We start from the raw sequence: 25,684 nt of genomic DNA, 5'->3' as shown, positions 1-25,684 counted from the left end.
TACGGTTTTGTATATCAAAGTTGCGCAACTTCACAGTACTACGTATATATTATCCTGTATAATCGCCATCACACGATATAGGATAATGATCGTGGCATATAAAACCCAGCACTTAACGCAGCAGTTACGCGCTGCGAGAGAAGCACAAAGGCTAAGCCAGCGTGAGCTGAGCGCACGCTCGGGGCTGACCCAGAGCCATATTTCCCAGATTGAACGTGGGACAATGGAGCCAGGTCTTGGCAGCCTTGTAGATGTGGCGCGCGCACTTGACCTCGAAATCGTGCTGGCACCGAAAAAACTGATGCCAGCGATCCGCAACATCCTTGATAGCAACTCGGCGTCGATTGATGTCCTGACGTCCGGCCAGCGTAAGTTGGTGGCGCGTCTCGAACGCTGGACTTCGGAATTTAGTCAGGAGATCGGGACGAATTCATACACATTCGCCCTTAAGGACAGCTTGGTTCTGCTGCGGCATTTACCTCTGACACTAGATGAACTGGACATTCTCAAACGGACCGCAGAGCGGCTCGAACACTACCAGGCCGGAAAAATGCCGCGACAGGAAATGAGAGAGATCGCTCAGGAGATAAGACGGCTACGCAACGCCGCAGCGCATCGCGATCGTGATGGCGCTGTCCCGCGCTCGGCCTATGCCCTGGATGAGGAGGACGATGATGCCTAAAGTAACTGTACTTGATGTCAAGCTGTACGGACAACCGGTCGCAACCCTGACGAACCTACAGGACGGCCGCACCATTTTTGCGTTTAACGACGACTATGTTGAAAACGAAAAGAGGCCGACGCTCGGGCTGTCCTTCAAGGACCCGTTTGGCGCCCTAATCACCAAATTCCGGCCATACAGCATCGTCGTCCCGCCATTCTTTTCGAACCTCTTGCCCGAAGGACGGCTGCGCAAATACCTCGCCGAACGTGCCGGTGTAAAACAAACCCGGGAGTTCTTCCTGCTGTGGATGCTTGGCCGAGACCTGCCTGGCGCTGTGACCGTCCACCCCTCGGAAGGGGATGTCCTACCGCCGCACGACGAGCAATCGATTATTGAAGCGCGATCGAATGCGTTGCGCTTTTCGTTGGCCGGGGTGCAGCTGAAATTCTCCGCCTTCGAGAACGCCACCAAGGGCGGCGGCCTGACTATTCCAGCCGAGGGGACAGGTGGATCATGGATCGTGAAACTGCCCTCCCAGCAGTATAGTGGCATGCCGGAGAACGAATTCTCCATGATGACCATCGCCGGAATGATGGGCATGGACATACCGGAGATCCAGCTGGTCGAGCTGGATGCGGTGAACGGCCTGCCACAGGAGGTGGGAGAACTGCACGGGCAGGCGCTAGCCATCAGGCGTTTCGACCGTACGCCGGAGGGGCCGGTGCATATCGAGGATTTCGCGCAGGTGTTCGGCGTGAAGCCCGATGACAAGTACAGTAAGGGCAATTACCGGATGATCGCCCGCGTCCTCGGCATAGAGACGAGCACGGCCGACGTGGCGGAGTTCATCCGCCGGTTAGTCTTCAGCACACTGATCGGCAATGGCGACATGCATCTGAAGAACTGGTCGCTGATCTACCCCGATCGCCGCACTCCTGCGCTCTCGCCGGCTTACGACCTTCTGTCGACCATCCCCTATATCGAGGGAGAGGATACGGCCGCACTTAACTTTTCACGCACGAAAAGAATGGCGGAGCTGTCGACGGACGAGCTTGCACATCTGGCGGCCAAGTCGGCCCTGTCCGAAAAGTTGGTCCTCGACACCGCTCGCGAAACTATCGGGCGCTTCACGGATGTGTGGGAAGCGGAGAAGAAGAACTTGCCGATGGCCGCGAGTGTTCGCGAGACTATCGATGCACATCTGCCTACGATCGAGTTATATCGGGAACTGACTGAAGCGACCTAGAAAAGGTCATTATCGGAAGAGAATGCCCCATCACGGAGGCTGAAATCATAGATCTATACAAGTCGCATCTTCCGAATATTTTACTACTTGAACAATGTTAATCTCGGCCTATGCCGCGAAAAGGTATTTAACTCAGCCACTTAAGAATTCGAGAAAAGGAGCGCGACTTCGATCCCTTTCAAGAACCAAGATATGTCTTAAGCGAGTCAACGCGCTTTGTCGGGTTTCGGCCGATACAGTTGATCATCGATGTTACTCGCCGAACACGGCGGCGCCGTAGTCGGTGGCCCTATGTAAGATATGAATGATGATTACCTTTCCGGTTTCGACACGGTAGAAGATCAGGTAGTTTCCATGAGCGCGGCGACGAATATGATGGTGCTCGTAGCGCGGAACGAGGGCGAAGCTGTTCGGGCGATCAATGAGACCCTCACATTTGCTCCGCAGCTCCCGAATAAATGACAGGGCGCGCAACGGATTGTGCTCAGCAACATAATCAGCGATCTGCTCAAGATCGCTTTCCGCCTCGCTGGAGAACTCCAGGATCATGCTGATTTTTCAGCTTTGTCAGCCATCGCACGATATTTAGCCTCGAGACGGTCGAAGACATCGCTTGCGGGCTTCGCTCGGCCGGCGTCCGCATCGGAAATGCCGCGCATGATGGAAGCATCCAGCGCGGTGAGGCGTGTCTCGCGATCCTGGACCAGTCTCACACCTTCACGCAGGACTTCGCTTTTTGATCCATAGCGGCCCGTGTCGACGAGTTGCTGGATATAGTTTTCAAGCTGTTTTCCTAGATCGGCACTGATCATGTGGTCCTCCACCTAATCCATTGAAGACAAGATAGGTCTTTTATCAACTATTATCAAGAACGATAAGTTTGGTCTCCCGCCAGCGCCGGCCAACCCCGCGTCAGCAATCTGCCTGAGTACAGGCGTCCGATCCGCTACAGGTCGGAATCCCGTACCCTGGAGCTCATGGGCCTGGACAAATCATCGCCTATCCCTATCTCTGGGCTTGGCAGAACGACCGCGGAGAGACAGAGGGACGCAAGTCGCGCCCGACCTGCGTATTCACGGCTCATCGCCATAACCTTCGCCGCGCGCCAGACGACCGATTTCCGCCTCAAACAGGTCTGTATGTTCTGCGGGCATTTCCGCCGCACGATGTACTTTGCGAGTATCGCCGCCCATGCGCAGACGCTCGTAATGATCGTAGCTCATTAGAACAAAGCGCGGTTTCCTATGCTTTGTCAGGACGACCGGCTCCCGGCTGGCAGCATCTGTGACGTCACCGACCTGTTTATTGAGGTCACCCGTCGTGAAATGGCGCATGAAACGAACTCCGATTGAAGTTTCCAGAATATCCAGATTTTCTGCATTTGCAAGAAAAGGTCGTTCGTCGCGGGTTTGCCATCGCGACGCAGGCGACCGCATGACGGTCGTAGCGGGGCTTCTTCGTCCGTCGAGCACGAATGTCAGCAACTGCGTGATCAGAAGCGAAATAAGCAATCGGGAGAGCAACCGGCGTGCATGCGCTTAGCTTGCTAGTTAGCGTGCGTCGAACATCGTCGCCCACTTGGCAGCCCACGGACCATCAAGGTATCTCCACAGACAAGCCCTGTGATGTTGATGCCGTGCATCTGGAAACCCGCCGAGAGCTCACGATAAAGCTTGTCCGCCTGCGCCGGTGCTACATGAAGAGCTCGTCGAAAGCTCTTGGAACCTCGGTCGAATGTCTTGAAGCAGGTATGTCATCGATCAGCAGCCGCACGCTTTCCATCCGCGATTTCGGGATCAGCACGGGGACGAGATCAAGCGTATCGCAAAGTTCGGCAAACAGCGTCAGACGGTCCCTGCCCAAGCGATTGTTGGCAAGGTCACGTTCCAGTTCCGATATCCGGGCACGATTTCGACCAAGTCGCTCGGCCACCGTCGGTTGGCTTAGGTCACGCTTTTTCCGGGCTGCAAGCAGTTGTTCACCGAGTGACTGAAAAACAGTTGTGATCATGCGGAATTCCGCTTTTATTGTGAGAGCAATGCGGAAAGCCGCGCATATTTCCTTTATACAGGCAAGCGGAATTCCACAGCATTTTTTAAAAGTGTGCGGAAATCCGCTGGAATCCGGATCTGCTACGCTGCAAGCTCCTAATCCGACACAGTTTAGCGGCCGCCCGAGGTGTTCCAACGACAGTCGATCAGAAACCGGCAATCACCACCCAGTTGTGATAGTTCGAATTAAGATGAGGCGTCAGGCGAGAGCGGAACGCCGCCCATTGTCTATATCCACTCTCTGGCCAGTCTGCGTCAGATGTCACAGAGTTTCAGATGCTTCGGCCAAAGCGCCGGAATGGGTTTTAGGATCGATTCCGCTCAAGAACTTCGTCCAGTAGTATCAAAACGAACTTAGGCGGGAACCGAAATATGTGGCTGATGGCCATTCCCTGACAACCAGGCAATTCTCTCAAACTGTCCTATACCGCAACTGAGATTCAAGCTGGGATGGTAAGCGGGCTCACCCGACGAGATCCTTGATCGTTGCAATAGTCATGAACATCCGCATCGGCATAGAGGGAAAAGGCTGAAACCCGTATCCGATGTAGAGGTCCTTGCGCTGCTGTGTTTTTCGGGGGTCTCCGCAATCGAGTACATCCAGGACGACGACGGCCGTGCCGATCTGCTCGGCAATCCGGGCAATCCGTTGGAGGCAATCGGCAAGGAGAATGCCGCCGTATCCACCGCCTCTAAATCGTTCGTCGCGACCGATCATGGAGATGTAGGCGGCAGGGATCGCGCCGTGCCCCGGACGATTGCGGGCGAATTTTTCCGGTAGTTCGTCGTAATTGATCGAATGAGCGTTGATCGCGTAGAAGCCGATGATCGACTTCTCGTCCTTCGCAGTCAGCACCCAAACACGAAGGTTATCTCCCTTCGTGAGCTTGTTGGCCGTCTTCTTGATAAAGTTATCGACTTGGCTAACGCCACACAAAAAAGCCGCCCGATCGTGTTTGGAAGGATCGAGCGGCTCGATGAGGAGTTTCGGCTTTATGTCTTCTGCCATTATTTGGAAACGACACTCTCTCGATGACGCTTGAAAGCGTCCTTCAGGCTGTTCGTCGGCGCAGGCGGATTATCGAGAGCCTCGAAAAATGCCGTGTGATCGACAGCCTTAAGACCGGTCGCTTCGTGGGCCGCGATCGTTTCGATTGCAGACTTGTAGGCTGCATTGATCGTAAAGGCGGAATCGTCCATGCCAGAAAGTGTTGCCGCCCGGTGAATGGCATCCTTGATACGAGGCTTCGTACGGAAATTCATCCGCGCATTGCTCGGCTCGTCGATATCGACAGTGATGTCTTTGAAAGCAAGCATAGTCGCCTCCTGCCTTAGAAATTAGACCGCTTTGTACGCCTCATCGACGTACATGTCAACTTTCATCGCATGCGTACGCCCTTACGACGTACATCTGACATGCTGGTCGGGGCCGAAATCTTGATTTCTAAGGACCGCCAGGTGGCTGCCGCGGTGGAAACCACGAGGTGCGACGAGAAGACCTTATAAAACTAAGGGACGTCCCCGGGGCATTTGAAACACCAAGCTTTCCTAACAGGTGGGTCAATGGTTCGATTCCTTTCAAGAATCACAATGCTCAGCCATTCCCGTCCGGAAAGAACCAGCAGGCGTCGGATTGTCTACAAGAGCAGATCGGGGAAACGAAGTTCGGCGGGCAGTAGCGTGTCTCGAAGCAGTCGGGAGCCAAGACGGGATAGCCACGCCGAATAGCCCGTTAGACGTCTCTGACACCTTGTGCGATCAAAGCCTTTGGGATCATTGTATGGACGCCTTTCTTGACGTTGACGACCTGCGTGATGCGTACATCGGCAGCCATGCTGCAAAGGCTATAGGCTTGCACGGATGTCAGATGGGTTCTTTCAACAATCATCTGGATCGCCAGGCGGAGCGCCTCCTGCATCGCCTCCTGCAGGTCCGCATCGAACGCCATGGTGATCAGGTGATTTGCTGTCTCAGCGTAGGGCATCGCAAGCTGTGCGCCACTGATAACATCAATCTTGAGTGTCCCGCTCAATCCCGTTTCGACAGCGGTCAAGCAGACTTCGCCATCTCCCTGTGACGCGTGGCCATCGCCGGCCGAGAACAAAGCACCTTCGACGGAGACGGGCAGGTAGAGGATCGAGCCGGCCGTCAGTTCGCGGTTATCCATATTGCCACCGAAATAGCCCGGAATGATCGAGGTCAGGCGGCCATGTTCTAGCTTCGGCGCGGTTGCCATGATCCCGAAAAACGGTCGCGCCGGCATCACCATGCCCCAAGGCGTGGTAATGGTGCCGGCCTTGCGATCGATGGTCAGATGCAGGGTTTCGTCTCGCGTGAAATCATGCAGCAGCGCGCCCTTGCCCGTTCTGATGATGTTGAAACCCCAATCATCCCGAAGCCTGACGTCCAGGATCTCGACACGCAAGGCGTCACCAGGCTTGGCGCCACGGACATGGATTGGGCCGGTCAGTATGTGAGGGCCGGGCAAAGGCGCGAGCGCCGCGTGGATCGCCTGTAATTCGGGCCGGATCGAATGGGCCGGGTTACGCGAGGTCTCGGAAGGCGACCCGCTGACGCTATGGATCGTCACGGTGTCGCCAGGATCGATCTCGATCACTGGCCGGCGGCGTGCATCGAGGTGGCCCCAATGCACGGTGTCCGGTGTGGGGAAGACGTCGTGATGGGGCATGCTAGATCAAGCCAGTTCGAAGCGGATGGGTTGAGCACCTTCCCAAAGCGTCAGGTTGCCGAGTGTCTTCAGGTTCCCGAGGCCCGACGTGAGGGTGATGAAGTGATTGCCGGCAAGCTGGCCCATTTTTGAGGAGAAGTCCACGCCGCCATAGGCAAGCAGGATCTCCGTTTCGCTAATGCCACCGGGATAGAGGATGATGTGGCCGGGGGCCGGATGGCTTGTGTGGTTCTCATACCCGACGCCGAAGTCCTCGTCGCCGAGCGGTACCCACACGCCTTCGCCGCTCCAGCGGACATGGACGATCTTGCTTTCGTAGGGCAGGCGCTTGAGGAAGGCAGCGCAGGTCTTCGGCGCATCCTCCGCCTCCAGGCGGGCGTCGAAGGTGAAGGGGCCGGCGGTGATCTTGAGCTTGGTCATTGCTGTTCCTGTTAATGCGAATAGAGGAGAGCGGGCGGGCTTATCAGCCGCCAGCGGAAAAATTGTCACCGCGTCTGGCCCAGCCGGTAACGCGCGCTTCGATCACCGAGAAGATCACGTAGAGCGCGACACCGAGCGCTGCCAGAATGAACAGGCCAGAAAAGACCAGCGGCACATCGAAGCTGGAGCTGGCGATCATCATCACATTGCCGATCCCACGGTTGGAAGCGACGGTTTCGGAGATGACGGTGCCGACGAAGGCGAGCGTGGCCGCGACCTTCAGCGATGCGAAGAAATACGGCATGGTGCGCGGCAGGCCGATATTCCAGAGGATCTCGAGTTTCGTCGCCTTCAATGTCCGCATGACGTCTTGCAGTTCCGGCTCGGTCGAGGCGAGACCGGCGGCGACATTGACGACAATTGGGAAGACGCACATCACCATGGCGGTCAGTACGGCGGGAACGGTACCTGAGCCGAACCAGAGCACGAGGATCGGCACGATCGCGACCTTCGGGATGGACGAAAAGCCGACGAGCAGTGGATAGGCGACATCATAGGCAAGCCGCGACGAGCCGATCAGCATGCCGAGCGCCAGTCCAAAAATGATGCCGAGGCCGAGACCAAGCAGCGTCGTGTAGACCGTCTGGACTGTATGCGGCCAAATGGCCGGGAACTGCGTCCAGAGCGTTACGATGACTTGGCTCGGGCGCGGCAAGACAAGATCCGAAACGTTGAAGGCGAGGCATATGATCTCCCAGAGCACGAAGAAGCCGACAATGCAGGTGGTGGACAGGATCTGGCGTTTAGCGGCGGCTGTCATGACTGCACCTCGTTGACGGCGCGTGCGGCGACGATGCGTTCACGCAGCCTTTGCGTCAGGGACACGAATTCGGGCTGGAAGGAGACGTCGATGGTCCGTGGACGGGCAAAGGGAACGGTGCTGTCCTCGATGATGCGGCCAGGTCGTGCCTGCATCACGCAGATGCGGGTGGCGAGATAGGCGGCTTCCTTCAGGTCGTGGGTGACGAGTACGACGGTTGGGCGTCGTTCGATCCAGAGCGTCTGCATGATCTCCCACAGTTCCTCGCGGGTGAACTGGTCGAGCGCGCCAAACGGTTCGTCCAAAAGCAGAAGCGTCGGATCATGGATCAGCGCGCGGCAGAGCGAGGCGCGCTGCTGCATGCCGCCGGAGAGCTGCCAGGGAAACTTATCGCCGAAACCTGAAAGCCCCACCTTGGCGAGCAGCGCTTCGGCGCGATCGCGGTATTCGCCCTTCTTTTTTCTGGCATAGCCGTGCTTGAACGGCGGAACGATCTTCAGCGGCATCATCACATTGTCGCGGATGTTGAGCCAGGGCAGCAGGGTTGGGTTCTGGAAGGCCATGCCGATTCTGACCTCGTTCGCGCCGATCTCCCGACCGGTGACGAAAATATTGCCCTGCGATGGCGAAAGCGTGCCGGCAACGAGTTTCAAAATCGTCGACTTGCCGCAGCCGGACGGGCCGACGAGGGCGACGAACTCACCGTTTTCAATACTGAGCGACGTCTCGGCCAGCGCCACCGTCTTGTTCTTCTCGCCACCGAAAGTGACGTTCACTCTTTCCAGATCGATCACGGGATTGCCGGGGACCACCCCGGTTGCGAGAAGTTGGTTCATGGCGATTAGCCCTTCCTGGGCGCTGTCACGGCGGCCATGGTCTGGTCGGCGTTGCGAACGTCCGGTGCCGGCATTTGCTGGATCGCATGAACAGAGCGGCCCCACCCCTTGGCGCTGTCCTGCAGCGTACGGTTCTTCATCGCGAAGCGGCCGCGCACGATGGTGTGGATCGGAAGCGCTGTAGCCTTCATCCCGTGCCAGGGTGAGATTTTCGCCGTCGACTGGATCTGCGCGTCGTCGATCGTCCACTCGTGGTTCGTATCGACGATCGCGAGATCGGCGTCCGAACCCACCATCAGCGCACCCTTCGTCGGGTAAAGGCCCCAGCACTTGGCGGGTTTTTCGGCGCTCCAGCGCACATAGTCGGACAGGCTTGCTCCGCGACGATCAAGCTCCGTCAGCATGAGCGGCATCTGTGTTTCGACGCCAGGGAAGCCGCAATCGACGGTCCAGATGTCGTCGCGGGTCTTTTCCTCGATCGAATGGGGGGCGTGGTCGGTGGCGATCATGTCGATCGTGCCGTCGGCAAGCGCCTGCCAGATCGGATCCTGGTTTTCGGTCTCGCGCACCGGCGGGTTGACGCGGATGACGCCACGCTTCGCCTCGTAATCATCGGCGGACAGAAGGAGATATTGCGGGCAGGTCTCGCCAGTAATATCGACACCGCGTACCTTGGCTTCTGCCAGCGGCCGAAGCTCGGCGGCAGACGAAATGTGGAGGATGTGGATGCGCGCGCCCGTCCATTCTGCAAGGATGGCGGCGCGGGCAACGGCTTCGGTCGCCACAACGGCCGGGCGGGCGGCGAGGTGAGCCAGCGGATCGGCGCGGCCCATGGCGCGCAATCGTGCTTCGCGGCGCTCCATGATCGAATTCGTCTCGGCGTGCAGCGAAATGCGCTTGCCGGTCGGCGCAACGATTTCGAAGAGCTCGAGCATGGCGCCCGTCGTCGGTGACGGGATACGGCCGAACGTGTTGCCCATGTAGCATTTGAAGCCAATGACGCCTCCCTCGATCAGTTCGCCTATATTCGGCAAGCTGTCTTCGCCGAGCACGGCATAGAGGCCATAGTCGACATGGGCTTTGGCGCCGGCGATTGCGTGCTTTTCGGCAAGCGATGCGGCATCGGAGATCGCCGGCAACGTGTTCGGCATGTCGAAGACGGTCGTGACGCCGCCGAAGGCCGCCGCCGCCGTGCCGCTCGCAAAATCCTCCTTCTGCGGATAGCCGGGATCACGGAAGTGTACATGGACGTCGATCGCGCCGGGCAGGATATGGAGCCCGGTCGCATCCAGCCTGTCCTTGGCCTCGGGCATCGCATCCTTCTCGCCGATCGCGAGGATCTTGCCATCCCTGATGGCGATGCTCGCCAGATACTGGGTGTCGGAGGTGACGATCGTGCCGCCGTAGACGACAAGGTCCGCAATGATGTCGGTGGTCATCTCATATCTCCTTAAAGGGCAGCCCAGCCGCCATCGACGGGCAGGTCGACGCCTGTGATCTGGCGCGAGACGTCGCTGGCGAGGAACAGGCAGGCATTGGCGACGTCGTCGTCGACGGTGATGCGCTTCAGCGCGTAGGCTTCCGCGTGGCGGTTTGCTGCCTCTTCTTCCGTGATGCCGAGCTTCAGAGCCATGGTCTTGCAGACCTTGTCGCGGAAACGGGGTCCATCGACCATGCCGGGGGCGACGCAGTTGACGTTGATGTTGTGTTGGCCGACCTCAAGCGCGAAGCTTTTGGTGATCCCACGCAGACCCCATTTGGAGGCGGAATAGGCAAGGCGGCCGGCACGTCCCTTCATGCCGAAGGTGCCCCCGACATTGACGACCTTGCCGTAGCTGTTCTCGATCATCGACGGCAGAACCGCGCGGATCGTGTGGAAACAGCCGTTCATGTTGAGCGTGACGATATCGTCGAATTCTTCCGGTGTGGTCTCGACGCCGGTCTTGCCCATCGGCCCGGAGCCGCCGGCGACATTGACGAGGACATCGATACGGCCGAAGGCTTCGACAGTCTTCAGGGCGGCCGCGTCACATTGTCCGGCGTCCGTGAGGTCGCATCCGATCACGACAACGGAACAGCCTTTGGACCGGGCTTCCTCGGCGACAGGCTCGATCGCTGCCGTATCACGGCCGACGAGAGCGAGCTTGGCGCCTTCATTGGCAAAGGCGAGCGTGATGGCCGCGCCCATCCCCTTGGCGGGGCCTGTGATGAACACGACTTTATCCTTCAGCATCAGGTCCATGATGTTGTTTCCGTTATTTCAGCTGTGATGGGAGGGGCGGCGCGCTGGCGCCGCCGTCACTGGGTGGCTCAGTTCATGACCGTGAGACGGTCGTCCTTGGCGGGGAGGAAGCTGCGATCGAAAACTTCGGTGAGCGCCGGTGTGCGCGGCAATTCCTTTGCCTTGACGATGATGTCGATAGACTTGCTGAGACGGGCGTCATCGACGTCACCGAAGCCGATCTTGGCGATTTCGTCGTGGTTCATCTCGTTGGCGATGGTTGCGTCGAAGCGTTCGCGCTCGATGACCGGCTTGATCAGCGGTTCGCGCTTCTGAACGGCAGCGATCGCTGCATCCGGATCCTTGATGGCGTCCTTGATGCTCTTGTTGATGGCGCGCAGGAAGCCCTTCACCGCGTCGGGATTGTCCTTGACCAGCTTCTTCGAGGCAATGATGGCGTTCGAATAGAGATCCATTCCGTAGTCGCCGTAGCGGATGAAGCGCAGCTCCTTGTCGGGATCGACGCCGATGAGCTTGGAGCTGAAGCGGATCGTGTTGACGTAGCCGAAGACGCCTTCGACCTGGCCCTTCATCAGCATCTGCTCGCGAAGGTTCGGCTGCATGTTGGTGATGTTCACCTTGGTGCAGTCGATCTCGGTGATGGAGCACAGGGCCGGGAAGAGCTTGAGCGCGCCATCATTGGCCGCGCCACCCAGCGTGTGGCCGGGAAAATCCGCCGGCGACTTGATCGGGCTGTCCGCCTTGACGGCGACAGTGAAGGGCGGCTGGCTGTACATCATGAAGACGCCAACGGGCGCGTCTTCCGGCTTCTTGGCTGCCAGTTCGATCAAGGCGTTGATGTCGCCGAACGCCATATCGTAGGCGCCGTTGGCAACCAGCGGAACGCCTGCACCGGAGCCGTTGCCCTGGTCAAACGTCACGTCGAGGCCTTCCTCCTTGAAGTAGCCCTTGTCCTCGGCGAGGAAAAGCAGACCTTGTGGCCCCTCATACTTCCAGTTCAGGACCATGTTGATGCTGGTTTCGGCATGGGCCGCGGTGCCGGCGAATGCGGAAAATGCGATGGCGGCGACAAGCGCCAGCATACGGGCGCGCGTCTTCATCTGGTGATTAGCCATTGTTGTTCCCCTTGTCTGGTCGTTGGAGGCCGCCTTTGTCGCGGCTTGTTCTTTGATGTTGCAATGCGAGAGTACACGGTCCAGTGTGTATCTCAACCGCAATTTTTGTGCGTGAACGGTGCTAAAAAGGCCTCACTCGGAGCAAGCGATGCGTCACCTGAAATTGCTGCAACAAGTCTCTGAAATCGCCAAAGCGGGCTCGATCCGCCAGGCGGCGGAGCGGATGAATATCACGGCATCGGCAATGAACCGCAAGATCCAGGATCTGGAGTTGGAGATAGGAACGCCGATATTCGAACGGCGTGCGCGTGGCGTGAAATTGACCACGGCGGGCGAATTGTTTGTCCGCTATGCCAGAAGTCAGATCGCCGATGCGGAGCGGCTGAGTTCACAAGTCGAAGACCTGCGGGGCCTGAGGCGCGGACCGGTGAAGATCGCCTGCAGCCAGGCGCTTGCTCTCGATTTTCTGCCGTTCCAGATCGGAGAGTTCCGCAAGGACAACCCTCGGCTCGTTTTCGATCTCAAGGTGATGGACCATAACGCGGCGATCAACGCGCTCGTCGAATACGATGTCGATCTCGCCCTGGTCTACCGAGCTTACATGCGGCCGGGCATACGCATTTTGACGTCGCTGCCGCAGCGATTGGTCGCGATCATGCGGGAAGATCACCCGCTGGCGTCCAAGCAGGTGGTTCGGCTTTCCGACTGTGTCGGACAGCCGCTCGCATTGCCGGATCAGAGCCTCGGGGGGAGACAGGTTCTCGACGAGGTCATCGCCCGTCGCGACTTCCGGTTCGACATCATGGCGGAATCGAATTCGTTCGAGATGCTGAGAGGGCTGGTTCTTCGCGGAAACATGATCTCGTTCCAGATCGAGGCCGGGGCGCCTCGACAGGATTTCGGCATGGGGCTTGTCGGTCGGCCGATCGACGAGCGCGACATACCACACTCCGACCTCGTGCTATGCCAACTCAGGGGACGCGTCCTACCGATCGCCGCTTCCAGCTTCGCGGACCGGCTGGTCAAGGCGATGACGTAGGTCGAGCCGTTGCCGCATTCCTAATTCCGTCGCGGACGCTGCGCCCTAGCAGCAACCGCGATAATGCTCGCCGATCAGAGGTTCGAGAGCCGCGAACGCCTCCTGGATATGCTGCGTCGAACCAATCGCTGCGCGATATTGCTGGCGAAGCGCCGTTTCAACGGATTCGAGATCGATCCCAAGTACCTTGCCGTCGCGCACGATCGTGCTTCCGCCACGGATGACCTCTACGACATCCCTTTGTGTTGCTCGCGCGAAGAGATAGTGGCGGGGATCGACCTCCATCACGCGGTCCCGGTCCAGCCGGTCGAGATCGAGCAGCAAGAGGTCGGCGGGCATGCCGACCTCTATGCGTCCGCCGGCAGGAAGACCGACCATCTCGCGTCCGGTTGCACAGGCCGCAGTCAGCGCATCAGCGGGCGTGATTTCCTCGTCGAAAGCCACGCCAGCATTGAGCATGCGAAACAGGCGCAGTTCCCGCAGCGCGTCATCGTCCTCGTCGAACGCGCATCCATCAAGGCCGATGCCGTAGCGAAGCCCCGACGCTTTCATCCGTCCCGCGCGCGCGATGCCGGATTTCAGGTGTAAATTCGAGGAGGGGTTGACGGCGATCTTCACGCCATGGCTGGCCAGGACGAACAGTTCTTCCGGCCTTGCCCAAACACAATGCGCGACCGTCAGGCGAGGGGACAGCAGGCCGATCTCACGCAGACGTTCGATGATGCCACCAGGATAAGTGCGGTCGGCCCACCCGCGCTGTTCACGCGTTTCCAGAAGGTGGATGTGGACGCGACGACCGCTCTCTGCCGATGCGCGGGCGATCGCTTCCAACAGGCCATCGGAGCACCATTGCACGCCGGTAGGTCCGAACTGGACATCCACATGCAGCTCATTTTCCAGTTCCAAGGCAACGTCGGAAACGCGCTTGGTCTGTTCCTGGGGCGACATCGTCTCCGCTCGCCAGATATCGTCGATCTTGTATCGATCGGCGAGCTTTGCGGCGATGTCGGTATGGTCACCGTAGACGATCGGGTTCCGGTCCCGCATGGCGATCGCAAAGCCGATCGACACGCCGACATCCGACGCGGCGCGGGCATAGTCGTGCGCTTCTTTCGTCAACGGCTCATGGCCCATGGGACGGATCAGGTGCACCATGACGGCAACACAGCCGCCGCGCGCGGATCGCCCGAATGACGCGGCCGCTGCGAGGTAGGGATCAACGGCCGGCATGACGGCAAGCGAAGGCAGCCAGGTCTCCAGCGGCTTCATGCCGGCGCCGAACGACGTTGGCGACAGTGGTCTTGCGTGATTGTGCCCATCGACCAATGCGGGCATGGCCAGGATACGCGGCGTCGCTGCGTCGTCGGTTGCTGATCGGATGGCGATGATACGGCCCGATTCCACCCGGATTTCGACTGGTCCAACCGGCTCATAGCTCTCTCCGATGAGGGCCTTGGCCACAGTGATTTGACGGTCACTCATAAGCATTCTCATTCATGATGGGCGAACTCCGATGAAATCCGGAGCTCGCCTATTTGAGATCAGTTGATGGTTCTCTCAGCAAGAGGCGGCAGATATTCGGCTGTGAATACCTTGTCTGGCGTCACGTCGCCCTTAAGCTCGTAGGCAGCCGTGATGCTGGAGATCGATCTCGCCAGGCGCGAGACATCCACATCACCGACGCCAACCTTGCCGGTTTCTTCCGATACGATCAGGTTCTTTATCGCGAACTCGATCCGGCGCTTTTCCAGCTGTTCGTTTATCAGCGGCTCGACTGCTTTGACTGTCGCGGCGCCGAGCGCGGGGTCATGCATGATCTCGATCATGGCCCTGTTCACGGCCTTCACCAGTCCCCGAACGGCTTCCGGATGTTCGTTAATCAATTTGCGGGAGACCATCAGGCCGTTGGAATAGATGTCCACGCCGTGATCACCATAATTGTACCAAGTGAAATCCTTGTCGGGGTCCAGACCAAGACCGATCAGGTTCAGATAGCTCGTGACGTTGAAGACCAGGCTTGCATCCACGTTTCCACGGATCAGCATCTGCTCCTGGATGTTCGGTGCGACATTGACCATTTCCACGCTGTTTGGATCGATGCCGACATTCGAGGTCAACGCGGGGAAGAGGCGGCCCGCAGCCGAGCCGGCCGGACTTCCGACCTTGAGGCCAGCCAGTTTTTTCAGGTCGGTGACCGGGCCATCCTTCTTGACCAGAACTGAAAACGGCGGCTGATTGTAGATCTGATAGACCATGACAGGCGATACGTCGGGCTTCGTCAAGGCATTCTGGATGATAGCGTTGATGTCGCCGAAGCCGGCATCGTAGGCGCCAGACATAATGCGTGTGACCGTCACTGCCGAGCCTTCTCCCTGATCGATCTGGACATCAAGTCCCTCGTCAGCGAAGTAGCCTTTTTCCTTGGCAAGATAAAACCAGGCGTGGATACCCTGGATCTTCCAGTCGAGCGTCAATTTGATCGGAAGATCGGCCGCATGAACATGCGACGCGAACATCAGCGCGGGTATTATCAGTGACCGCATGAATTTTTTCATTTGTGTTCCCATTCTGAAGGCCGTGTCATGCGACATGACGCGGCATTGCGCGGTGGCGCGTACAATCCGGGCAACAACCGTTGCCGCCGCAGGCGCCGATGGCATCTGTGGTTCGCGAACCGTCAGGTTGTCAGAGTGTCTGCCGTTGCAGCGAGGCTGGATTGTGCACCTGGATGTCGAAAGACATCGTCACGTTAGAATCGGTCGTCGATGCCGGCTACTGCTCTTTTCGCGTGCGAGCGATGACAAAATGGCTTCACTGGTGGCGTGGTGGATAGCGCAGCCGGGGGCGCCGCAGCTACCGGCGCCCAGATAGTCACGCGTGAACGAGATCAGGCTTTCGAAATGCGTGGCGACTGTGGCACGGGTGACGTCGAGATCGCCACGTTCGATGGCCTCGATGATGACGAGGTGCTCGGTCGAGTCCGGCTTCAGTCGGTCTGTCAGCCTGTCGATCTCGAAGAGGCGGGTGGTGGCGCGCCAGTTCACGCAGCACCTCGGCCATCACGGCATTGCCGCAGTAGTCGATGATCATGTTGTGCAGATTGTCGTCGGAGAACCGGCGCGCGTCCGTATGATAGGCCGTCGCATCGACGAGGTCGTGGATTTCGCGTCTGACCTCGATCAACCGGCGGCGCGGAATGTTGCGGACGGCGAGGGCGGCGGCTTCCGGCTCGATCAGCAAGCGCAGCCGCAGGCTCTGCGGATATTCTCCGATGTCCACGCGGCGCACGACTTAGTTGTGGCCGTCGCCCTTTCGGATGAGTCCTTCACCCTCAAGCCGTTGCAGGGCCTCGCGCAGCGGCGTCCTCGATATTCCAAGGGTATCGGCGAGCTTTGCCTCGACGATAACATGGCCGCCTTCAGCCTGCGGTGGCGGATCATGTGGGATTCCAGGAAATTTCAGAGCGATAACGACTGCAACTTCAATCAAGAGCTCAAAAGCGATATAAATATATTCAGCCTTGTAGCCCGACGCGCGCTTATAGACGGTATCGCCAGCTCCGGAGTTATACTGTTTTACAAAAACAGTATAACCAACGAGGAACTGGGGAACAAGATAAGATGTCTGAGGACAAACCGGCCGCTGCGACTTACTCGTAACGTTTCTGCTGCTCCCCACGCAATAAGGCCAGCTATCTGGAAACTACAATATGATCATCGCTGGTCTGCGCAACCCACAGAGAGGGTGAAATGCAGGTTTTTCCGCGGCGGCTTTGACCGCGGCGTTTGCTTGGTCTGCAAACTCACCGAGTGCAGCCTTCGGTCCTTGATAGTCGATCCCCTGGATCACGCTGACCGTCGTGTTCTCGACCTCAATGCACGGTGCGATGAAAGCGCTGCGGCCTTCATCACTGCCTCGAACGACGACGAGCTTGGCCGCAATCGTTTGTTTGGTCGTTGCCGCCGCTTTGTTGGGGGCGATCAAGCCGCCCATTGTAGGCGGTCGGCTCTAAAGTGTGCGGCAGCCAGATTGGTAATAGCTATGCAGACATGATTGCGAACGAACACCGACAAAAGATCGGCCAAAAGATCGGCCAAATCGGATTGCAATTTCAAGAATCGATAATTATTTTAGAGTGATAGAAAAAATGGATATCGGCCAATATGACGGTAGAAGAAGCATCCTCCCGGATCGAACCCGCCCGGATTGAGCACCCAAGCGGTAAACTTCTCGACCTTTCAATTGATATTGTCGCCAGGGCTGAACGCCTCGGAGCCGCTCTCCATCCTGAGACGGCAGCGCAGTTGGCCCGTACCGTCAGGATCATGAATACCTATTACAGCAACCTGATCGAAGGACACAACACGCGTCCACGGGAAATTGAACAGGCACTCCATGGCATTCTTCCGGAAGACGATCGACGCGACTTGAAAATCGAAGCTGTCGCTCATTATCGTGTTCAGCAGGCGCTCGATGAGCAGGCCGCGGCTGGTACTTTGCCTGATCCTGCGTCTGAGGCGTTTATCCAAAATCTGCATCGCTCCTTTTATGAGGGTGCCACAGAGAAAATGCTGACGATATCCAGCAACAGCCACAGTTTCATCATGGCGCCCGGTGAGTGGCGTCAAGGGAAAGAGCAAGACGTTGTGATCGGGAGACACTTGCCACCTGCCAGCGACCGCGTGCCGGATTTCATGGCGTATTTTCATCAGCGCTTCGCTTTCACGCCCCGCCCCGGAGGGGAAATGATTGCAGTCGGAAAGAGCCGAAGCGCCCGTCTCTTTGCAATGGCAACCGCGCATCACAGGTTCAACTATATCCACCCATTTCCCGATGGGAACGGCAGGGTCAGTCGTTTGATGAGCCACGCCATGGCACAGTCGGCCGGCGTGGGTGCCCATGGTCTCTGGTCAGTTTCCCGCGGCCTGGCGAGAGGGCTGACTGGCGGACCAGAAGGGCGTGCCGAGTACAAGCAGCACATGGCTTGGGCAGACGAACCACGGCAAGGCGACCGTGATGGACGAGGAAACCTCTCACTGGAGGGGCTTGAGATCTTCACGGAATGGTTTTTAGGTGTTTGCGTCGACCAACTCGACTACATGGAGAGCTTGTTTGATTTGAAGACCTTGGGCACACGCCTCAAGCGCTATGTCGATCGGCAGGAAGCGCTACCATCCGAATGTGCACCATTGCTTCAAGAGGCACTCATTCGCGGTGAGTTCGATAGGGGTGAGGCCACGCGGATTAGCGGATTGCCTGAGCGATCCGCACGTCGTGCCCTGAAGGCACTTGTTGACGACGGCATGCTCGCGTCGAAGACCGAAAAAGGTCCCGTTTCGCTGCGCTTCCCGGTCAAGGCGCTCGACACCCTGTTCCCACGGCTTTATCCTGATGGCGCATGACAGGGACGGGAGCATCATTTTCTGGCGCCACGTAACGGTCGGTATCGGCGAATGCTCGCGATGGCGAATGTGATCCGCTTAATCGCTAGTGGAGGTTCTATTTGGTAAAGTTGTTATAAATTCTGCCTAGTGACGAAATCGCCGTTCACATCGCCGATGGTTTCTATGTCCGACCCGGACAAATTGGTAACAATCCGTACCTAAGACATAGGTGACAACCTCGTGCCGAACGGGTTGTCGATTGTTTGCAATGTCCTCTGTTCGAGATCGATATATCCGAGATCATAGCGCAGGAAGCTGACAAGCCAAATGCCATCGTCGACTTCCTTGAGGCCGAGTTTCTGGCCGGCCATGACAGTGGAGATGTTGATCTTCTTGCGATGGATGCAGAGACGCCCGCAATTGGTGACGACGGCATCGCGGTCATGGGAGGGGTAGCTGATCTCGGGCAGTCCATGGGCGATCAATATGAAGGCGACCTCCGCCGGCGAACTCCTGCCGCACCGGTTTTGCAGACCGGACGGCCTTTGTAGCGTCATCGAGCCAATCAAGCTCGAGGTCCGTCGCCGCTGTCTGTCCGCTTCTCATGGGCGACACGCCAACAGCCGCTCGAGAACCGGCTGAGCCGACGAGACCATCGAGCGGAGCTGATTCAAGACGTCGATGTCTGGCTCTCCGGTCCACTCGTCCATGAAAATCTTCTTAAATTCCACTGCGACCGCGCATCCCGTCTGAGGAAAGAATTCGTGGATGAACCGGGTTTGCTCACCCTTCCCTTGGAACGCTACGTTCTCGCGAACATCAACTGCCCGGCCGGCGATTTCGTAGCTGGAAAAATGCTCCATCAACCCATCAATGACGTCGGACCACCGTTCCCGATCCATGGATGATGTGCCGATGTTAATATCCGGCGCTTGTACCGGGTCGGTAGGGGGCGCATCGGGGCCGCGGCGGCGGTGATTATAGCTATGTACGTCCAGCACGACAAACTGGCGGTGTCTGCGCTCAATACTCTTCAGAAAGGCTCGCAGCGCTTTATAGTAATCGTCGTGAATCGCAAGCGACGCCTCCACGCATTCAGGCGGGACAGGGGTCGACCAGACTTTTAGGCCCCAAGCCTGCTCTGGCCGGACATAAACTGCGGCGTCACGGGGCCGGTTCAAATCAATCTCGAACCGTGATCGGTGGAATACGATCTGATTTAATATCAGACCCTTGGGCGAGTTTTCCTTCGGGCGGAAAGCGAGTGCCCGTGGCGTTGCCGCTTTGTCGGGGTTCTGCTCTAACTGAAACTCGTGCTAAATGCGAGGTGACAACGGTCGATCGATCGCGTGCGCACCGAAGGGACAGGGAATGGGTTGGAAAACACCAAAATTCGAATATGTGAATGGTTACAAGGTCGTCGAAACCGATGGGCCGACGTTCAAGGTTTATGATGGATCCGACCAGGTGGGTGAGGATTTCCCATACCCTGGCGAGGCTGCTGCTTATGCCAGATCTCTTCCCGCGCGTGATGTGCCGACAGCAAGGAATCCAGTTTCAGGGAGTTGACTCTCTCGGCATAGCTCTGCGGTATGTTGACATTCGTTTCCAAGCGTCGAAACAGCATCAATCATGGAGACGCTGCATGCCAAGCCGATCTGGATTGGACACGAGCGAAAGAACCCGAGACCAATGATGGGCTAGGGCGTACTAGACTTCGTCATCGATCAGGCCCCCTACGCCAAGGGAGATGGGCGCACTTGCAACGCCTCACGGCCAGTGCGCATTGGAACGCCGTTACCGGCACATCAGCCTCATTGCGGCATCTTGCAGAGGTGCTTGCTGATGGATTCAACGTGATACACCTCCGAAACGTCATTTATTATGTCCTGCCGCTTGACTTGCAGTTGATGTCTGTATTTTAATCAAGCCTGCGAATTAGGCAGGTTCTGATCCGCGTCTCACATGACTTCGATGTCGCTGGGCAGTTTCGCCCCATGACGCCCCGCTAACAAGCGGGGGCTACGTCATGGGGTTTTTGTATTGGGCTATCATGAACGACGCGCTGAAGATCGGCATTCTCTATTCAACCACCGGCCCTTATGGCGCGATGGGCGTGGACGCCCGTGATGGTGCGATGCTCGCTGTCGAGCATAATGCCAAAAGAACCGGACGCATTATCGAGCCCGTGCTGCACGATCCGGAGGCCAACCTGCAGGGTTATCTCGACGGCGCCCAGAAGATGCTGCGCGCCGATTGCCGTCATATCGTCGGCACGATCACGTCCGCCGCCCGCAAGGAAGTCATTCCGCTGGTCGAAAAGCATGACGGCCTCTTGTGGTACATGTGTCCCTATGAGGGGTTCGAGGCCAATGAGAGCGTGATCTATCTCGGCGGCTGCCCGAACCAGCACCTGATCCCTGCCTTCGAATATCTCATCCCCCGATTTGGCGCGCGGCCCTATCTTACAGGCGCCAATTATGTCTGGGGCTGGGAGATGAACCGTCTGGCACGTGAGCTGATCGCCAATGCCGGGGGCGAGATATTGGGCGAGCGTTATCTGCCGCTGGAGGAAACGGCGGTGGAGCGGATCATCGCCGAGATTAGAGAGCGGCGGCCGAGCTTCATCCTCAACAACCTGATCGGGCCGTCCAGCTATGCTTTCCTCGAAGCGATGAAGGCGCTGGGCAATAGCGACCCGTTTTTCCGGCCGGAAAGCTGCCCGGTCGTCAGCTGCGACCTAATGGAATGCGAGCTTGAGCTGATCGCCAAGCGGGCGGCAGCCGGCCAGCTCTGCGCGGCCTCCTATTTCGACACGCTGGACACGCCGGAAAACCGCGATTTCAAATCCCGCAGCGCATTGCGCTACGGACATGAGCGGCGCATTTCGAGCGTCTTTGCCAGCGCCTATGCCGCCGTTGATCTCTGCATCGGCGCGATAGTCGCGGCCGGAACGGACGAGCCTGGGGCGGTGCGCCACGAAGTGCATGGCCGCAAGTGGCCATCGCTGCTGGGAACGCTCGAGATCGACGCCCGGACCAACCACGCCGCCCTGCCGTTTCATCTCGGCCGCATCAACGACGACAACGGCTTCGATGTCATTGCTTCGCGCCCGGCGCTCGCCGCCGATCCCTATCTCACCGCGCGTGGCACCGCCATGCCCGCCAAGCTGAGGGTCGTGTCATGAGCAGGACACCGAATTTCACCGGTTGGCGGGCTGTGATCCTGCATCGCGAGGACAGTAATACGGAAAGGCTGGAGCGCCAGATCGGGCTGCTCGGTATCCTCTCGACCCGCCGCTGGGAGCCGATGACGAGCTGGGCCGACACCGATCTCGTGCTCGTCGATGCCGATCAGGGCTGGGACGATCTTCTGCCGCCGACCGATGGCGCGTCCGGCAAGCCGCTCGTTGCGCTGCTCGGATCCGAAGCGCCCGGCCGCATCGCCTGGGCGATGGGAAGGGGTGCGAGCGCCATCATTGCAAAACCGGTTTCGGCCTCCGCCATCTTTCCGGCGCTTGTCATGGCGGTGTCGATCCATCGTGAACGCCTGGCCGTTGCCGAAGAGCTGCGCCATCTGGAGGAGCGGGTACGCATGCGGCCTCTCGTCCATGCGGCGGTCGAGAAGCTGCGCGCCGCCCGCGGGCTAGACGAAAACCAGGCCTATGCGACATTGCGTGGCTTTGCCATGCAGCGCCGCCTGACGATGGAGCAGGTAGCGGCTATCGTGCTTGGCGGGGCAGAAGCCCTGCCGGAGGTCGGCTGATGGGCATATTTCGTTCGCTCCTGCGCCAGCCGACGGCTGCCTTCGGGCTGATCATTGTCGTGGCCGTTGTGGTGCTGGCCGTTGCCGCTCCGATGATCGCACCGTTCAATCCCGACGAGCAGATGTTCGATGGTCTGACGCTGGAAGGCGCGCCCATGCCGCCAGGCGGGCAGTTCCTGCTTGGCACCGACACGCTCGGCCGCGACCTCTTCTCGCGCATGCTGTTCGGCGCGCGCACCTCGCTGATCATCGGTCTCGTCGCCAATGGCATCGCGGTCGCCATCGGCCTGTTCGTCGGCATCGTCGCGGGCTATCTGCGGGGGCTGGCGAGCAATATCCTGATGCGCTTCACCGACCTGATGATGGCCTTTCCGGCACTGCTGCTTGCCATCGTGCTGGCGGCGCTGCTGAAGCCCAGCCTCTGGATCGTCGCGATGGTGATCGCGCTGGTCAACTGGGTGCAGGTGGCGCGCATCGTCTATACCGAGACGCGCGGTTTGGTGGAGCGCGACTTCATCATGGCGCAACGCTCTCTCGGCGCCGGCCATGGCCGCATCCTGTTCATCCATATCCTGCCGCATCTGGTGCCGACGGCGATCGTCTGGGGCACGCTGGGCATTGCCACGACCGTGCTGCTCGAAGCGACGCTGTCGTTTCTCGGTATCGGCGTACAGCCGCCGGAACCGTCCTGGGGCAACATCATCTTCGAAAGCCAGAGCTATTTCCAGGCCGCGCCCTGGCTGGTGTTCTTCCCCGGCATCGTCATCCTGATGACGGCGCTCGCATTCAACTTGGTCGGCGATGCGCTGCGCGACATTCTCGATCCTACGCAGCGGGGGAGGGGATGATGGCCTTCATGCTGCTTCGCCGCCTGACCCAAGCAATGCTCATTCTCATCGGCGTTGCCGCCATCACCTTTGTCCTGCTCTACGCGCTGCCGGCGGATCCGGCGCGGATGATCGCCGGCCGCAGCGCAACGGCCCAGACGGTTGCCTCCATCCGCCACGAACTCGGCCTCGACCAGCCGCTGCTGGTTCAGTTCTGGACCTATCTCTGGGGGCTCGCGCAGGGCGATCTCGGTCGCTCCTACGCGCAGAAAACCGAGGTCTGGACGCTAATCGTCGCGCGTCTGCCGGCGACGCTAACGCTGATGGCGGCCGGCATCCTCGTCGAAGTCGTTCTCGGCATCACCTTCGGCACGATCGCGGCGGTGAAGCGCGGTGGTCTCGTCGACCGGTTAGTGATGATGGCCTCCTTCGTTGGTGTATCCGCACCGCAATTCGTCGTGGCATTGCTGCTTCTCTATATTTTTGCCGTTACCCTCGGCTGGTTTCCGATGAGCGGCTACGGAAGCTTTGCCCATGTCGTGCTTCCCGCCGCCACGCTCGGCGTGCTGGGGGCCGGTTGGTACGCGCGCATGGTGCGCTCGGCGATGATCGACGTGTTGAACCAGGATTATGTGCGCACCGCCCGCGCCAAGGGCTTGTCGTTGCGTCGTATCATCTTCCGCCATGCCCTGCCCAACGCCATCCTGCCGATCGTCGCGATGATCGGCATCGATATCGGCCAGTTCATGGGCGGCGTCGTGGTGGTCGAGGCAGTCTATGGCTGGCCGGGCATCGGCCAGCTCGCCTGGCAGGCAATCCAGCAGGTCGACATCCCGATCATCATGGGCGTGACGCTCACATCCGCGCTTGCCATCGTCGCCGGGAACCTTCTTGCCGATATCATCGCGCCCTTCATCGACCCACGCATCAGAACATCCTGACCAGAGCCAAAAGGGGAACTTACAATGCTCAAGAGCTGGTTACTTGGAACGACCACCGCCGCGACGATCATGCTTGCACCCTTTGCCGCGATGGCAGAGGGCAAGGATATCGTCGTCACCTATAAGGACGATATCGTCACGCTCGATCCTGCCATCGGCTACGACTGGGTCAACTGGTCTATGATCAAAAGCCTCTATTCTCGACTGATGGACTATGAGCCCGGCACCGCCAAGCTCGTCCCTTCGCTCGCCGAAAGCTTCGAGGTCGCGCCCGACGGGCTCACCTATACGTTCAAGCTGCGCAAGGGCGTGAAATTCTCGAACGGCCGCGATGTGGTCGCCTCCGACGTTAAATACTCGATTGAGCGGGCCGTCGATCCGAAGACCCAAGGGCCGGGCGCCGGCTTCTTCGGCGCGATCAACGGCTTCGAGGACCTGACCGGTGGCAAGGCGACCGGCCTTTCCGGCATCGAGATCCCGGATGATGGCACGGTCATGTTCAAGCTGTCCCGCCCCGATGCGACCTTCCTGCACGTGCTGGCGATCAATTTCGCCTCGGTCGTGCCGAAGGAAGCTGTCGAAGCGGCAGCCGGTGATTTCGGCAAGCATCCGGTTGGCTCCGGCACCTTCACATTGAAGGATTGGGTGATCGGCCAGAAACTCGTGTTCGAAAAGAACCCAGGCTACTATGTCAAGGACACGCCAAAGATAGACAGCTTTACCGTCGAGGTTGGCCAGGAACCGCTCGTGGCGCTGTTGCGCCTGCAGAAGGGCGAGGTCGACATCGCCGGCGACGGCATTCCACCGGCAAAGTTCCTGGAAATCAAGAACTCGGCCGATGGCGCACAGATGATCGTCGACGGCGAGCAGCTTCATACCGGCTATGTAACGCTCAACACCAAGGTGAAGCCTTTCGACGACCTGAAGGTTCGCCAGGCGGTCAACCACGCTATCAACAAGGAGCGCATCGTGCGCATCCTCAACGGTCGCGCCACGCCCGCCAAGGAAGTGCTTCCGCCGCTGATGCCGGGCTATGACAAGGATTATGCCGGCTACGCTTATGACGTCGCTAAGGCTAAGTCGCTTCTGGCGGAGGCCGGTATGGCCGATGGCTTCTCGACCGTGCTCTACGCCACCAATACCGACCCGCAACCACGCATCGCGCAGGCAATCCAGCAGGATCTCGCGGCAATTGGCGTCAAGGCTGAAATCCGCGCGCTGGCACAGGGCAACGTGATTGCCGCCGGCGGCACCGAGGGCGAGGCGCCGATGATCTGGTCGGGCGGCATGGCCTGGATTGCCGACTTCCCGGATCCGTCCAACTTCTACGGCCCGATCCTCGGTTGCGCAGGCGCCGTACAAGGCGGCTGGAACTGGTCGTGGTATTGTAATGCCGATCTCGACAAGCGCGCGACGGCAGCCGACTCCATGTCGGATCCGGCGAAGGCGGGAGAACGCGAGGAAGCCTGGAAGAAGATCTTCACCGATGCGATGAACGACGCTCCATGGATCCCTGTCACCAACGAGCGCCGCGTCGTTGCCAAGTCGCTACGCATGGGCGGTGAAGACAACATCTATATCGATCCGACCCGCGTCATCAACTACGACGCGATCTTCGTGAAATAGCACCAAGGAACTCGCCTTC

Annotated in this window: 29 protein-coding genes and 1 pseudogene; 10 read left to right on the top strand and 20 right to left on the bottom strand. The window is 58.9% G+C overall.

Features of this window, described 5'->3' with window-relative positions; genetic code table 11:
• The first annotated feature begins 91 nt into the window (after positions 1-91).
• Positions 92-682, top strand: a complete 591-nt coding sequence (locus B3605_RS04335) for a helix-turn-helix domain-containing protein (protein WP_113009668.1) — start codon at positions 92-94, stop codon at positions 680-682.
• The gene (locus B3605_RS04330; protein ID WP_296432517.1) at positions 675-1,910 is read left to right on the top strand and encodes a type II toxin-antitoxin system HipA family toxin; all 1,236 of its coding nucleotides are present in this window, start codon (positions 675-677) and stop codon (positions 1,908-1,910) included. Before B3605_RS04335 ends, B3605_RS04330 begins: the two co-directional genes overlap by 8 nt.
• A 252-nt stretch (positions 1,911-2,162) precedes the next feature.
• Here the strand turns inward: B3605_RS04330 and B3605_RS04325 are convergent, their stop codons facing one another.
• The 13 genes from B3605_RS04325 to B3605_RS04265 form a co-directional block, all read right to left on the bottom strand.
• Complete coding sequence (locus B3605_RS04325) at positions 2,163-2,459, bottom strand: type II toxin-antitoxin system RelE/ParE family toxin (protein ID WP_112944230.1); 297 nt, start codon at positions 2,457-2,459, stop codon at positions 2,163-2,165.
• Positions 2,456-2,722 carry a type II toxin-antitoxin system ParD family antitoxin gene (locus B3605_RS04320; RefSeq protein ID WP_112944229.1) on the bottom strand — a complete coding sequence of 89 codons (267 nt, stop codon included), beginning with the start codon at positions 2,720-2,722 and terminating at the stop codon, positions 2,456-2,458. The genes B3605_RS04325 and B3605_RS04320 overlap by 4 nt, the downstream gene beginning before the upstream one ends.
• A gap of 261 nt (positions 2,723-2,983) precedes the next feature.
• Positions 2,984-3,244 (bottom strand): type II toxin-antitoxin system prevent-host-death family antitoxin, encoded by a 261-nt coding sequence (locus tag B3605_RS04315; protein ID WP_112944228.1) that lies wholly within the window; start codon positions 3,242-3,244, stop codon positions 2,984-2,986.
• A gap of 358 nt (positions 3,245-3,602) precedes the next feature.
• Positions 3,603-3,920 (bottom strand): helix-turn-helix domain-containing protein, encoded by a 318-nt coding sequence (locus tag B3605_RS04310; RefSeq protein WP_113009641.1) that lies wholly within the window; start codon positions 3,918-3,920, stop codon positions 3,603-3,605.
• Positions 3,921-4,424: 504 nt separating this feature from the next.
• Positions 4,425-4,970, bottom strand: coding sequence for a GNAT family N-acetyltransferase (locus tag B3605_RS04305; RefSeq protein WP_113009640.1), 546 nt, complete (start codon positions 4,968-4,970; stop codon positions 4,425-4,427).
• Entirely contained in the window at positions 4,970-5,278 is a 309-nt protein-coding gene (locus B3605_RS04300; protein WP_112944745.1) for a DUF1778 domain-containing protein, read from the bottom strand. The genes B3605_RS04305 and B3605_RS04300 overlap by 1 nt, the downstream gene beginning before the upstream one ends.
• Before the next feature lie 415 nt (positions 5,279-5,693).
• Entirely contained in the window at positions 5,694-6,650 is a 957-nt protein-coding gene (locus B3605_RS04295) for an acetamidase/formamidase family protein (RefSeq protein WP_112944746.1), read from the bottom strand.
• Between the two features lie 6 nt (positions 6,651-6,656).
• Positions 6,657-7,070 carry a DUF3830 family protein gene (locus tag B3605_RS04290; protein WP_112944747.1) on the bottom strand — a complete coding sequence of 138 codons (414 nt, stop codon included), beginning with the start codon at positions 7,068-7,070 and terminating at the stop codon, positions 6,657-6,659.
• Positions 7,071-7,113: 43 nt separating this feature from the next.
• Positions 7,114-7,890, bottom strand: coding sequence for an ABC transporter permease (locus B3605_RS04285; protein WP_112944748.1), 777 nt, complete (start codon positions 7,888-7,890; stop codon positions 7,114-7,116).
• On the bottom strand, positions 7,887-8,726 hold the full coding sequence (locus B3605_RS04280) for an ABC transporter ATP-binding protein (RefSeq protein ID WP_112944749.1): 840 nt from the start codon (positions 8,724-8,726) through the stop codon (positions 7,887-7,889). Before B3605_RS04280 ends, B3605_RS04285 begins: the two co-directional genes overlap by 4 nt.
• Positions 8,727-8,731: 5 nt before the next feature.
• The gene (locus B3605_RS04275) at positions 8,732-10,165 is read right to left on the bottom strand and encodes a dihydroorotase (RefSeq protein WP_112974188.1); all 1,434 of its coding nucleotides are present in this window, start codon (positions 10,163-10,165) and stop codon (positions 8,732-8,734) included.
• A gap of 11 nt (positions 10,166-10,176) precedes the next feature.
• Positions 10,177-10,968, bottom strand: coding sequence for an SDR family NAD(P)-dependent oxidoreductase (locus B3605_RS04270; protein ID WP_112944751.1), 792 nt, complete (start codon positions 10,966-10,968; stop codon positions 10,177-10,179).
• A gap of 68 nt (positions 10,969-11,036) precedes the next feature.
• The gene (locus B3605_RS04265; RefSeq protein ID WP_296432491.1) at positions 11,037-12,083 is read right to left on the bottom strand and encodes an ABC transporter substrate-binding protein; all 1,047 of its coding nucleotides are present in this window, start codon (positions 12,081-12,083) and stop codon (positions 11,037-11,039) included.
• Positions 12,084-12,231: 148 nt separating this feature from the next.
• On the opposite strand from B3605_RS04265, the gene B3605_RS04260 reads away from it, so the two are divergent.
• On the top strand, positions 12,232-13,122 hold the full coding sequence (locus B3605_RS04260) for a LysR family transcriptional regulator (protein ID WP_112974187.1): 891 nt from the start codon (positions 12,232-12,234) through the stop codon (positions 13,120-13,122).
• A gap of 45 nt (positions 13,123-13,167) precedes the next feature.
• On the opposite strand, the gene B3605_RS04255 is transcribed toward B3605_RS04260, so the two are convergent.
• The 5 genes from B3605_RS04255 to B3605_RS04235 all read right to left on the bottom strand — a co-directional run bounded on the left by B3605_RS04255 (position 13,168) and on the right by B3605_RS04235 (position 17,115).
• On the bottom strand, positions 13,168-14,604 hold the full coding sequence (locus B3605_RS04255) for an amidohydrolase family protein (RefSeq protein ID WP_162725481.1): 1,437 nt from the start codon (positions 14,602-14,604) through the stop codon (positions 13,168-13,170).
• Between the two features lie 59 nt (positions 14,605-14,663).
• Positions 14,664-15,665: an ABC transporter substrate-binding protein gene (locus tag B3605_RS04250; protein WP_296432488.1), complete on the bottom strand. Its 1,002-nt coding sequence runs from the start codon at positions 15,663-15,665 to the stop codon at positions 14,664-14,666.
• A gap of 328 nt (positions 15,666-15,993) precedes the next feature.
• On the bottom strand, positions 15,994-16,401 hold the full coding sequence (locus B3605_RS25740) for an FCD domain-containing protein (protein WP_409457206.1): 408 nt from the start codon (positions 16,399-16,401) through the stop codon (positions 15,994-15,996).
• Between the two features lie 12 nt (positions 16,402-16,413).
• Positions 16,414-16,800 (bottom strand): GntR family transcriptional regulator, encoded by a 387-nt coding sequence (locus B3605_RS25790; protein ID WP_296432482.1) that lies wholly within the window; start codon positions 16,798-16,800, stop codon positions 16,414-16,416.
• Positions 16,801-16,824: 24 nt separating this feature from the next.
• Positions 16,825-17,115: a DUF6180 family protein gene (locus B3605_RS04235; protein ID WP_112974184.1), complete on the bottom strand. Its 291-nt coding sequence runs from the start codon at positions 17,113-17,115 to the stop codon at positions 16,825-16,827.
• A 170-nt stretch (positions 17,116-17,285) separates the two neighbouring features.
• Here B3605_RS04235 and B3605_RS04230 point away from each other — a divergent pair, with 170 nt between their 5' ends.
• On the top strand, positions 17,286-18,524 hold the full coding sequence (locus tag B3605_RS04230) for a Fic family protein (protein ID WP_112974183.1): 1,239 nt from the start codon (positions 17,286-17,288) through the stop codon (positions 18,522-18,524).
• 200 nt (positions 18,525-18,724) lie between these two features.
• Here B3605_RS04230 and B3605_RS04225 read toward each other — a convergent pair.
• A pseudogene (locus tag B3605_RS04225) lies at positions 18,725-18,982 on the bottom strand (hypothetical protein); the annotation flags it as partial.
• 126 nt (positions 18,983-19,108) lie between these two features.
• Positions 19,109-19,720 (bottom strand): N-formylglutamate amidohydrolase, encoded by a 612-nt coding sequence (locus tag B3605_RS04220; RefSeq protein WP_409457207.1) that lies wholly within the window; start codon positions 19,718-19,720, stop codon positions 19,109-19,111.
• A gap of 157 nt (positions 19,721-19,877) precedes the next feature.
• Here B3605_RS04220 and B3605_RS04215 point away from each other — a divergent pair, with 157 nt between their 5' ends.
• The 6 genes from B3605_RS04215 (at position 19,878) to B3605_RS04190 (ending at position 25,665) form a co-directional block, all read left to right on the top strand.
• A complete protein-coding gene (locus B3605_RS04215) occupies positions 19,878-20,075 on the top strand; it encodes a hypothetical protein (protein ID WP_112944758.1) in 198 nt (65 codons plus the stop codon).
• Positions 20,076-20,559: 484 nt separating this feature from the next.
• Complete coding sequence (locus B3605_RS04210; RefSeq protein WP_112944759.1) at positions 20,560-21,693, top strand: transporter substrate-binding protein; 1,134 nt, start codon at positions 20,560-20,562, stop codon at positions 21,691-21,693.
• Positions 21,690-22,271 (top strand): ANTAR domain-containing response regulator, encoded by a 582-nt coding sequence (locus B3605_RS04205; protein ID WP_112944760.1) that lies wholly within the window; start codon positions 21,690-21,692, stop codon positions 22,269-22,271. The genes B3605_RS04210 and B3605_RS04205 overlap by 4 nt, the downstream gene beginning before the upstream one ends.
• On the top strand, positions 22,271-23,119 hold the full coding sequence (locus tag B3605_RS04200) for an ABC transporter permease (RefSeq protein ID WP_112944761.1): 849 nt from the start codon (positions 22,271-22,273) through the stop codon (positions 23,117-23,119). Before B3605_RS04205 ends, B3605_RS04200 begins: the two co-directional genes overlap by 1 nt.
• Positions 23,119-24,039: an ABC transporter permease gene (locus tag B3605_RS04195; RefSeq protein WP_113009639.1), complete on the top strand. Its 921-nt coding sequence runs from the start codon at positions 23,119-23,121 to the stop codon at positions 24,037-24,039. The genes B3605_RS04200 and B3605_RS04195 overlap by 1 nt, the downstream gene beginning before the upstream one ends.
• Positions 24,040-24,063: 24 nt before the next feature.
• A complete protein-coding gene (locus B3605_RS04190) occupies positions 24,064-25,665 on the top strand; it encodes an ABC transporter substrate-binding protein (RefSeq protein ID WP_112974180.1) in 1,602 nt (533 codons plus the stop codon).
• Positions 25,666-25,684: the final 19 nt, after the last annotated feature.

Source organism: Rhizobium sp. UBA1881 (assembly GCF_002338015.1).
Lineage (GTDB): Bacteria > Pseudomonadota > Alphaproteobacteria > Rhizobiales > Rhizobiaceae > Rhizobium.
Note: the sequence above shows the minus strand (reverse complement) of the source record. Positions and strands in the feature narration are given on the sequence as shown.

What these genes read in the sequence shown, in the direction of transcription:
- B3605_RS04330 (WP_296432517.1), top strand. Translation starts at nt 675, where the DNA reads ATGCCTAAAGTAACTGTACTTGATGTCAAGCTGTACGGACAACCGGTC.
- B3605_RS04325 (WP_112944230.1), bottom strand. Translation starts at nt 2,459, where the DNA reads ATGATCCTGGAGTTCTCCAGCGAGGCGGAAAGCGATCTTGAGCAGATC.
- B3605_RS04320 (WP_112944229.1), bottom strand. Translation starts at nt 2,722, where the DNA reads ATGATCAGTGCCGATCTAGGAAAACAGCTTGAAAACTATATCCAGCAA.
- B3605_RS04315 (WP_112944228.1), bottom strand. Translation starts at nt 3,244, where the DNA reads ATGCGCCATTTCACGACGGGTGACCTCAATAAACAGGTCGGTGACGTC.
- B3605_RS04310 (WP_113009641.1), bottom strand. Translation starts at nt 3,920, where the DNA reads ATGATCACAACTGTTTTTCAGTCACTCGGTGAACAACTGCTTGCAGCC.
- B3605_RS04305 (WP_113009640.1), bottom strand. Translation starts at nt 4,970, where the DNA reads ATGGCAGAAGACATAAAGCCGAAACTCCTCATCGAGCCGCTCGATCCT.
- B3605_RS04300 (WP_112944745.1), bottom strand. Translation starts at nt 5,278, where the DNA reads ATGCTTGCTTTCAAAGACATCACTGTCGATATCGACGAGCCGAGCAAT.
- B3605_RS04295 (WP_112944746.1), bottom strand. Translation starts at nt 6,650, where the DNA reads ATGCCCCATCACGACGTCTTCCCCACACCGGACACCGTGCATTGGGGC.
- B3605_RS04290 (WP_112944747.1), bottom strand. Translation starts at nt 7,070, where the DNA reads ATGACCAAGCTCAAGATCACCGCCGGCCCCTTCACCTTCGACGCCCGC.
- B3605_RS04285 (WP_112944748.1), bottom strand. Translation starts at nt 7,890, where the DNA reads ATGACAGCCGCCGCTAAACGCCAGATCCTGTCCACCACCTGCATTGTC.
- B3605_RS04280 (WP_112944749.1), bottom strand. Translation starts at nt 8,726, where the DNA reads ATGAACCAACTTCTCGCAACCGGGGTGGTCCCCGGCAATCCCGTGATC.
- B3605_RS04275 (WP_112974188.1), bottom strand. Translation starts at nt 10,165, where the DNA reads ATGACCACCGACATCATTGCGGACCTTGTCGTCTACGGCGGCACGATC.
- B3605_RS04270 (WP_112944751.1), bottom strand. Translation starts at nt 10,968, where the DNA reads ATGGACCTGATGCTGAAGGATAAAGTCGTGTTCATCACAGGCCCCGCC.
- B3605_RS04265 (WP_296432491.1), bottom strand. Translation starts at nt 12,083, where the DNA reads ATGGCTAATCACCAGATGAAGACGCGCGCCCGTATGCTGGCGCTTGTC.
- B3605_RS04260 (WP_112974187.1), top strand. Translation starts at nt 12,232, where the DNA reads ATGCGTCACCTGAAATTGCTGCAACAAGTCTCTGAAATCGCCAAAGCG.
- B3605_RS04255 (WP_162725481.1), bottom strand. Translation starts at nt 14,604, where the DNA reads ATGAGTGACCGTCAAATCACTGTGGCCAAGGCCCTCATCGGAGAGAGC.
- B3605_RS04250 (WP_296432488.1), bottom strand. Translation starts at nt 15,665, where the DNA reads ATGCGGTCACTGATAATACCCGCGCTGATGTTCGCGTCGCATGTTCAT.
- B3605_RS04235 (WP_112974184.1), bottom strand. Translation starts at nt 17,115, where the DNA reads ATGGGCGGCTTGATCGCCCCCAACAAAGCGGCGGCAACGACCAAACAA.
- B3605_RS04230 (WP_112974183.1), top strand. Translation starts at nt 17,286, where the DNA reads ATGACGGTAGAAGAAGCATCCTCCCGGATCGAACCCGCCCGGATTGAG.
- B3605_RS04215 (WP_112944758.1), top strand. Translation starts at nt 19,878, where the DNA reads ATGGGTTGGAAAACACCAAAATTCGAATATGTGAATGGTTACAAGGTC.
- B3605_RS04210 (WP_112944759.1), top strand. Translation starts at nt 20,560, where the DNA reads ATGAACGACGCGCTGAAGATCGGCATTCTCTATTCAACCACCGGCCCT.
- B3605_RS04205 (WP_112944760.1), top strand. Translation starts at nt 21,690, where the DNA reads ATGAGCAGGACACCGAATTTCACCGGTTGGCGGGCTGTGATCCTGCAT.
- B3605_RS04200 (WP_112944761.1), top strand. Translation starts at nt 22,271, where the DNA reads ATGGGCATATTTCGTTCGCTCCTGCGCCAGCCGACGGCTGCCTTCGGG.
- B3605_RS04195 (WP_113009639.1), top strand. Translation starts at nt 23,119, where the DNA reads ATGGCCTTCATGCTGCTTCGCCGCCTGACCCAAGCAATGCTCATTCTC.
- B3605_RS04190 (WP_112974180.1), top strand. Translation starts at nt 24,064, where the DNA reads ATGCTCAAGAGCTGGTTACTTGGAACGACCACCGCCGCGACGATCATG.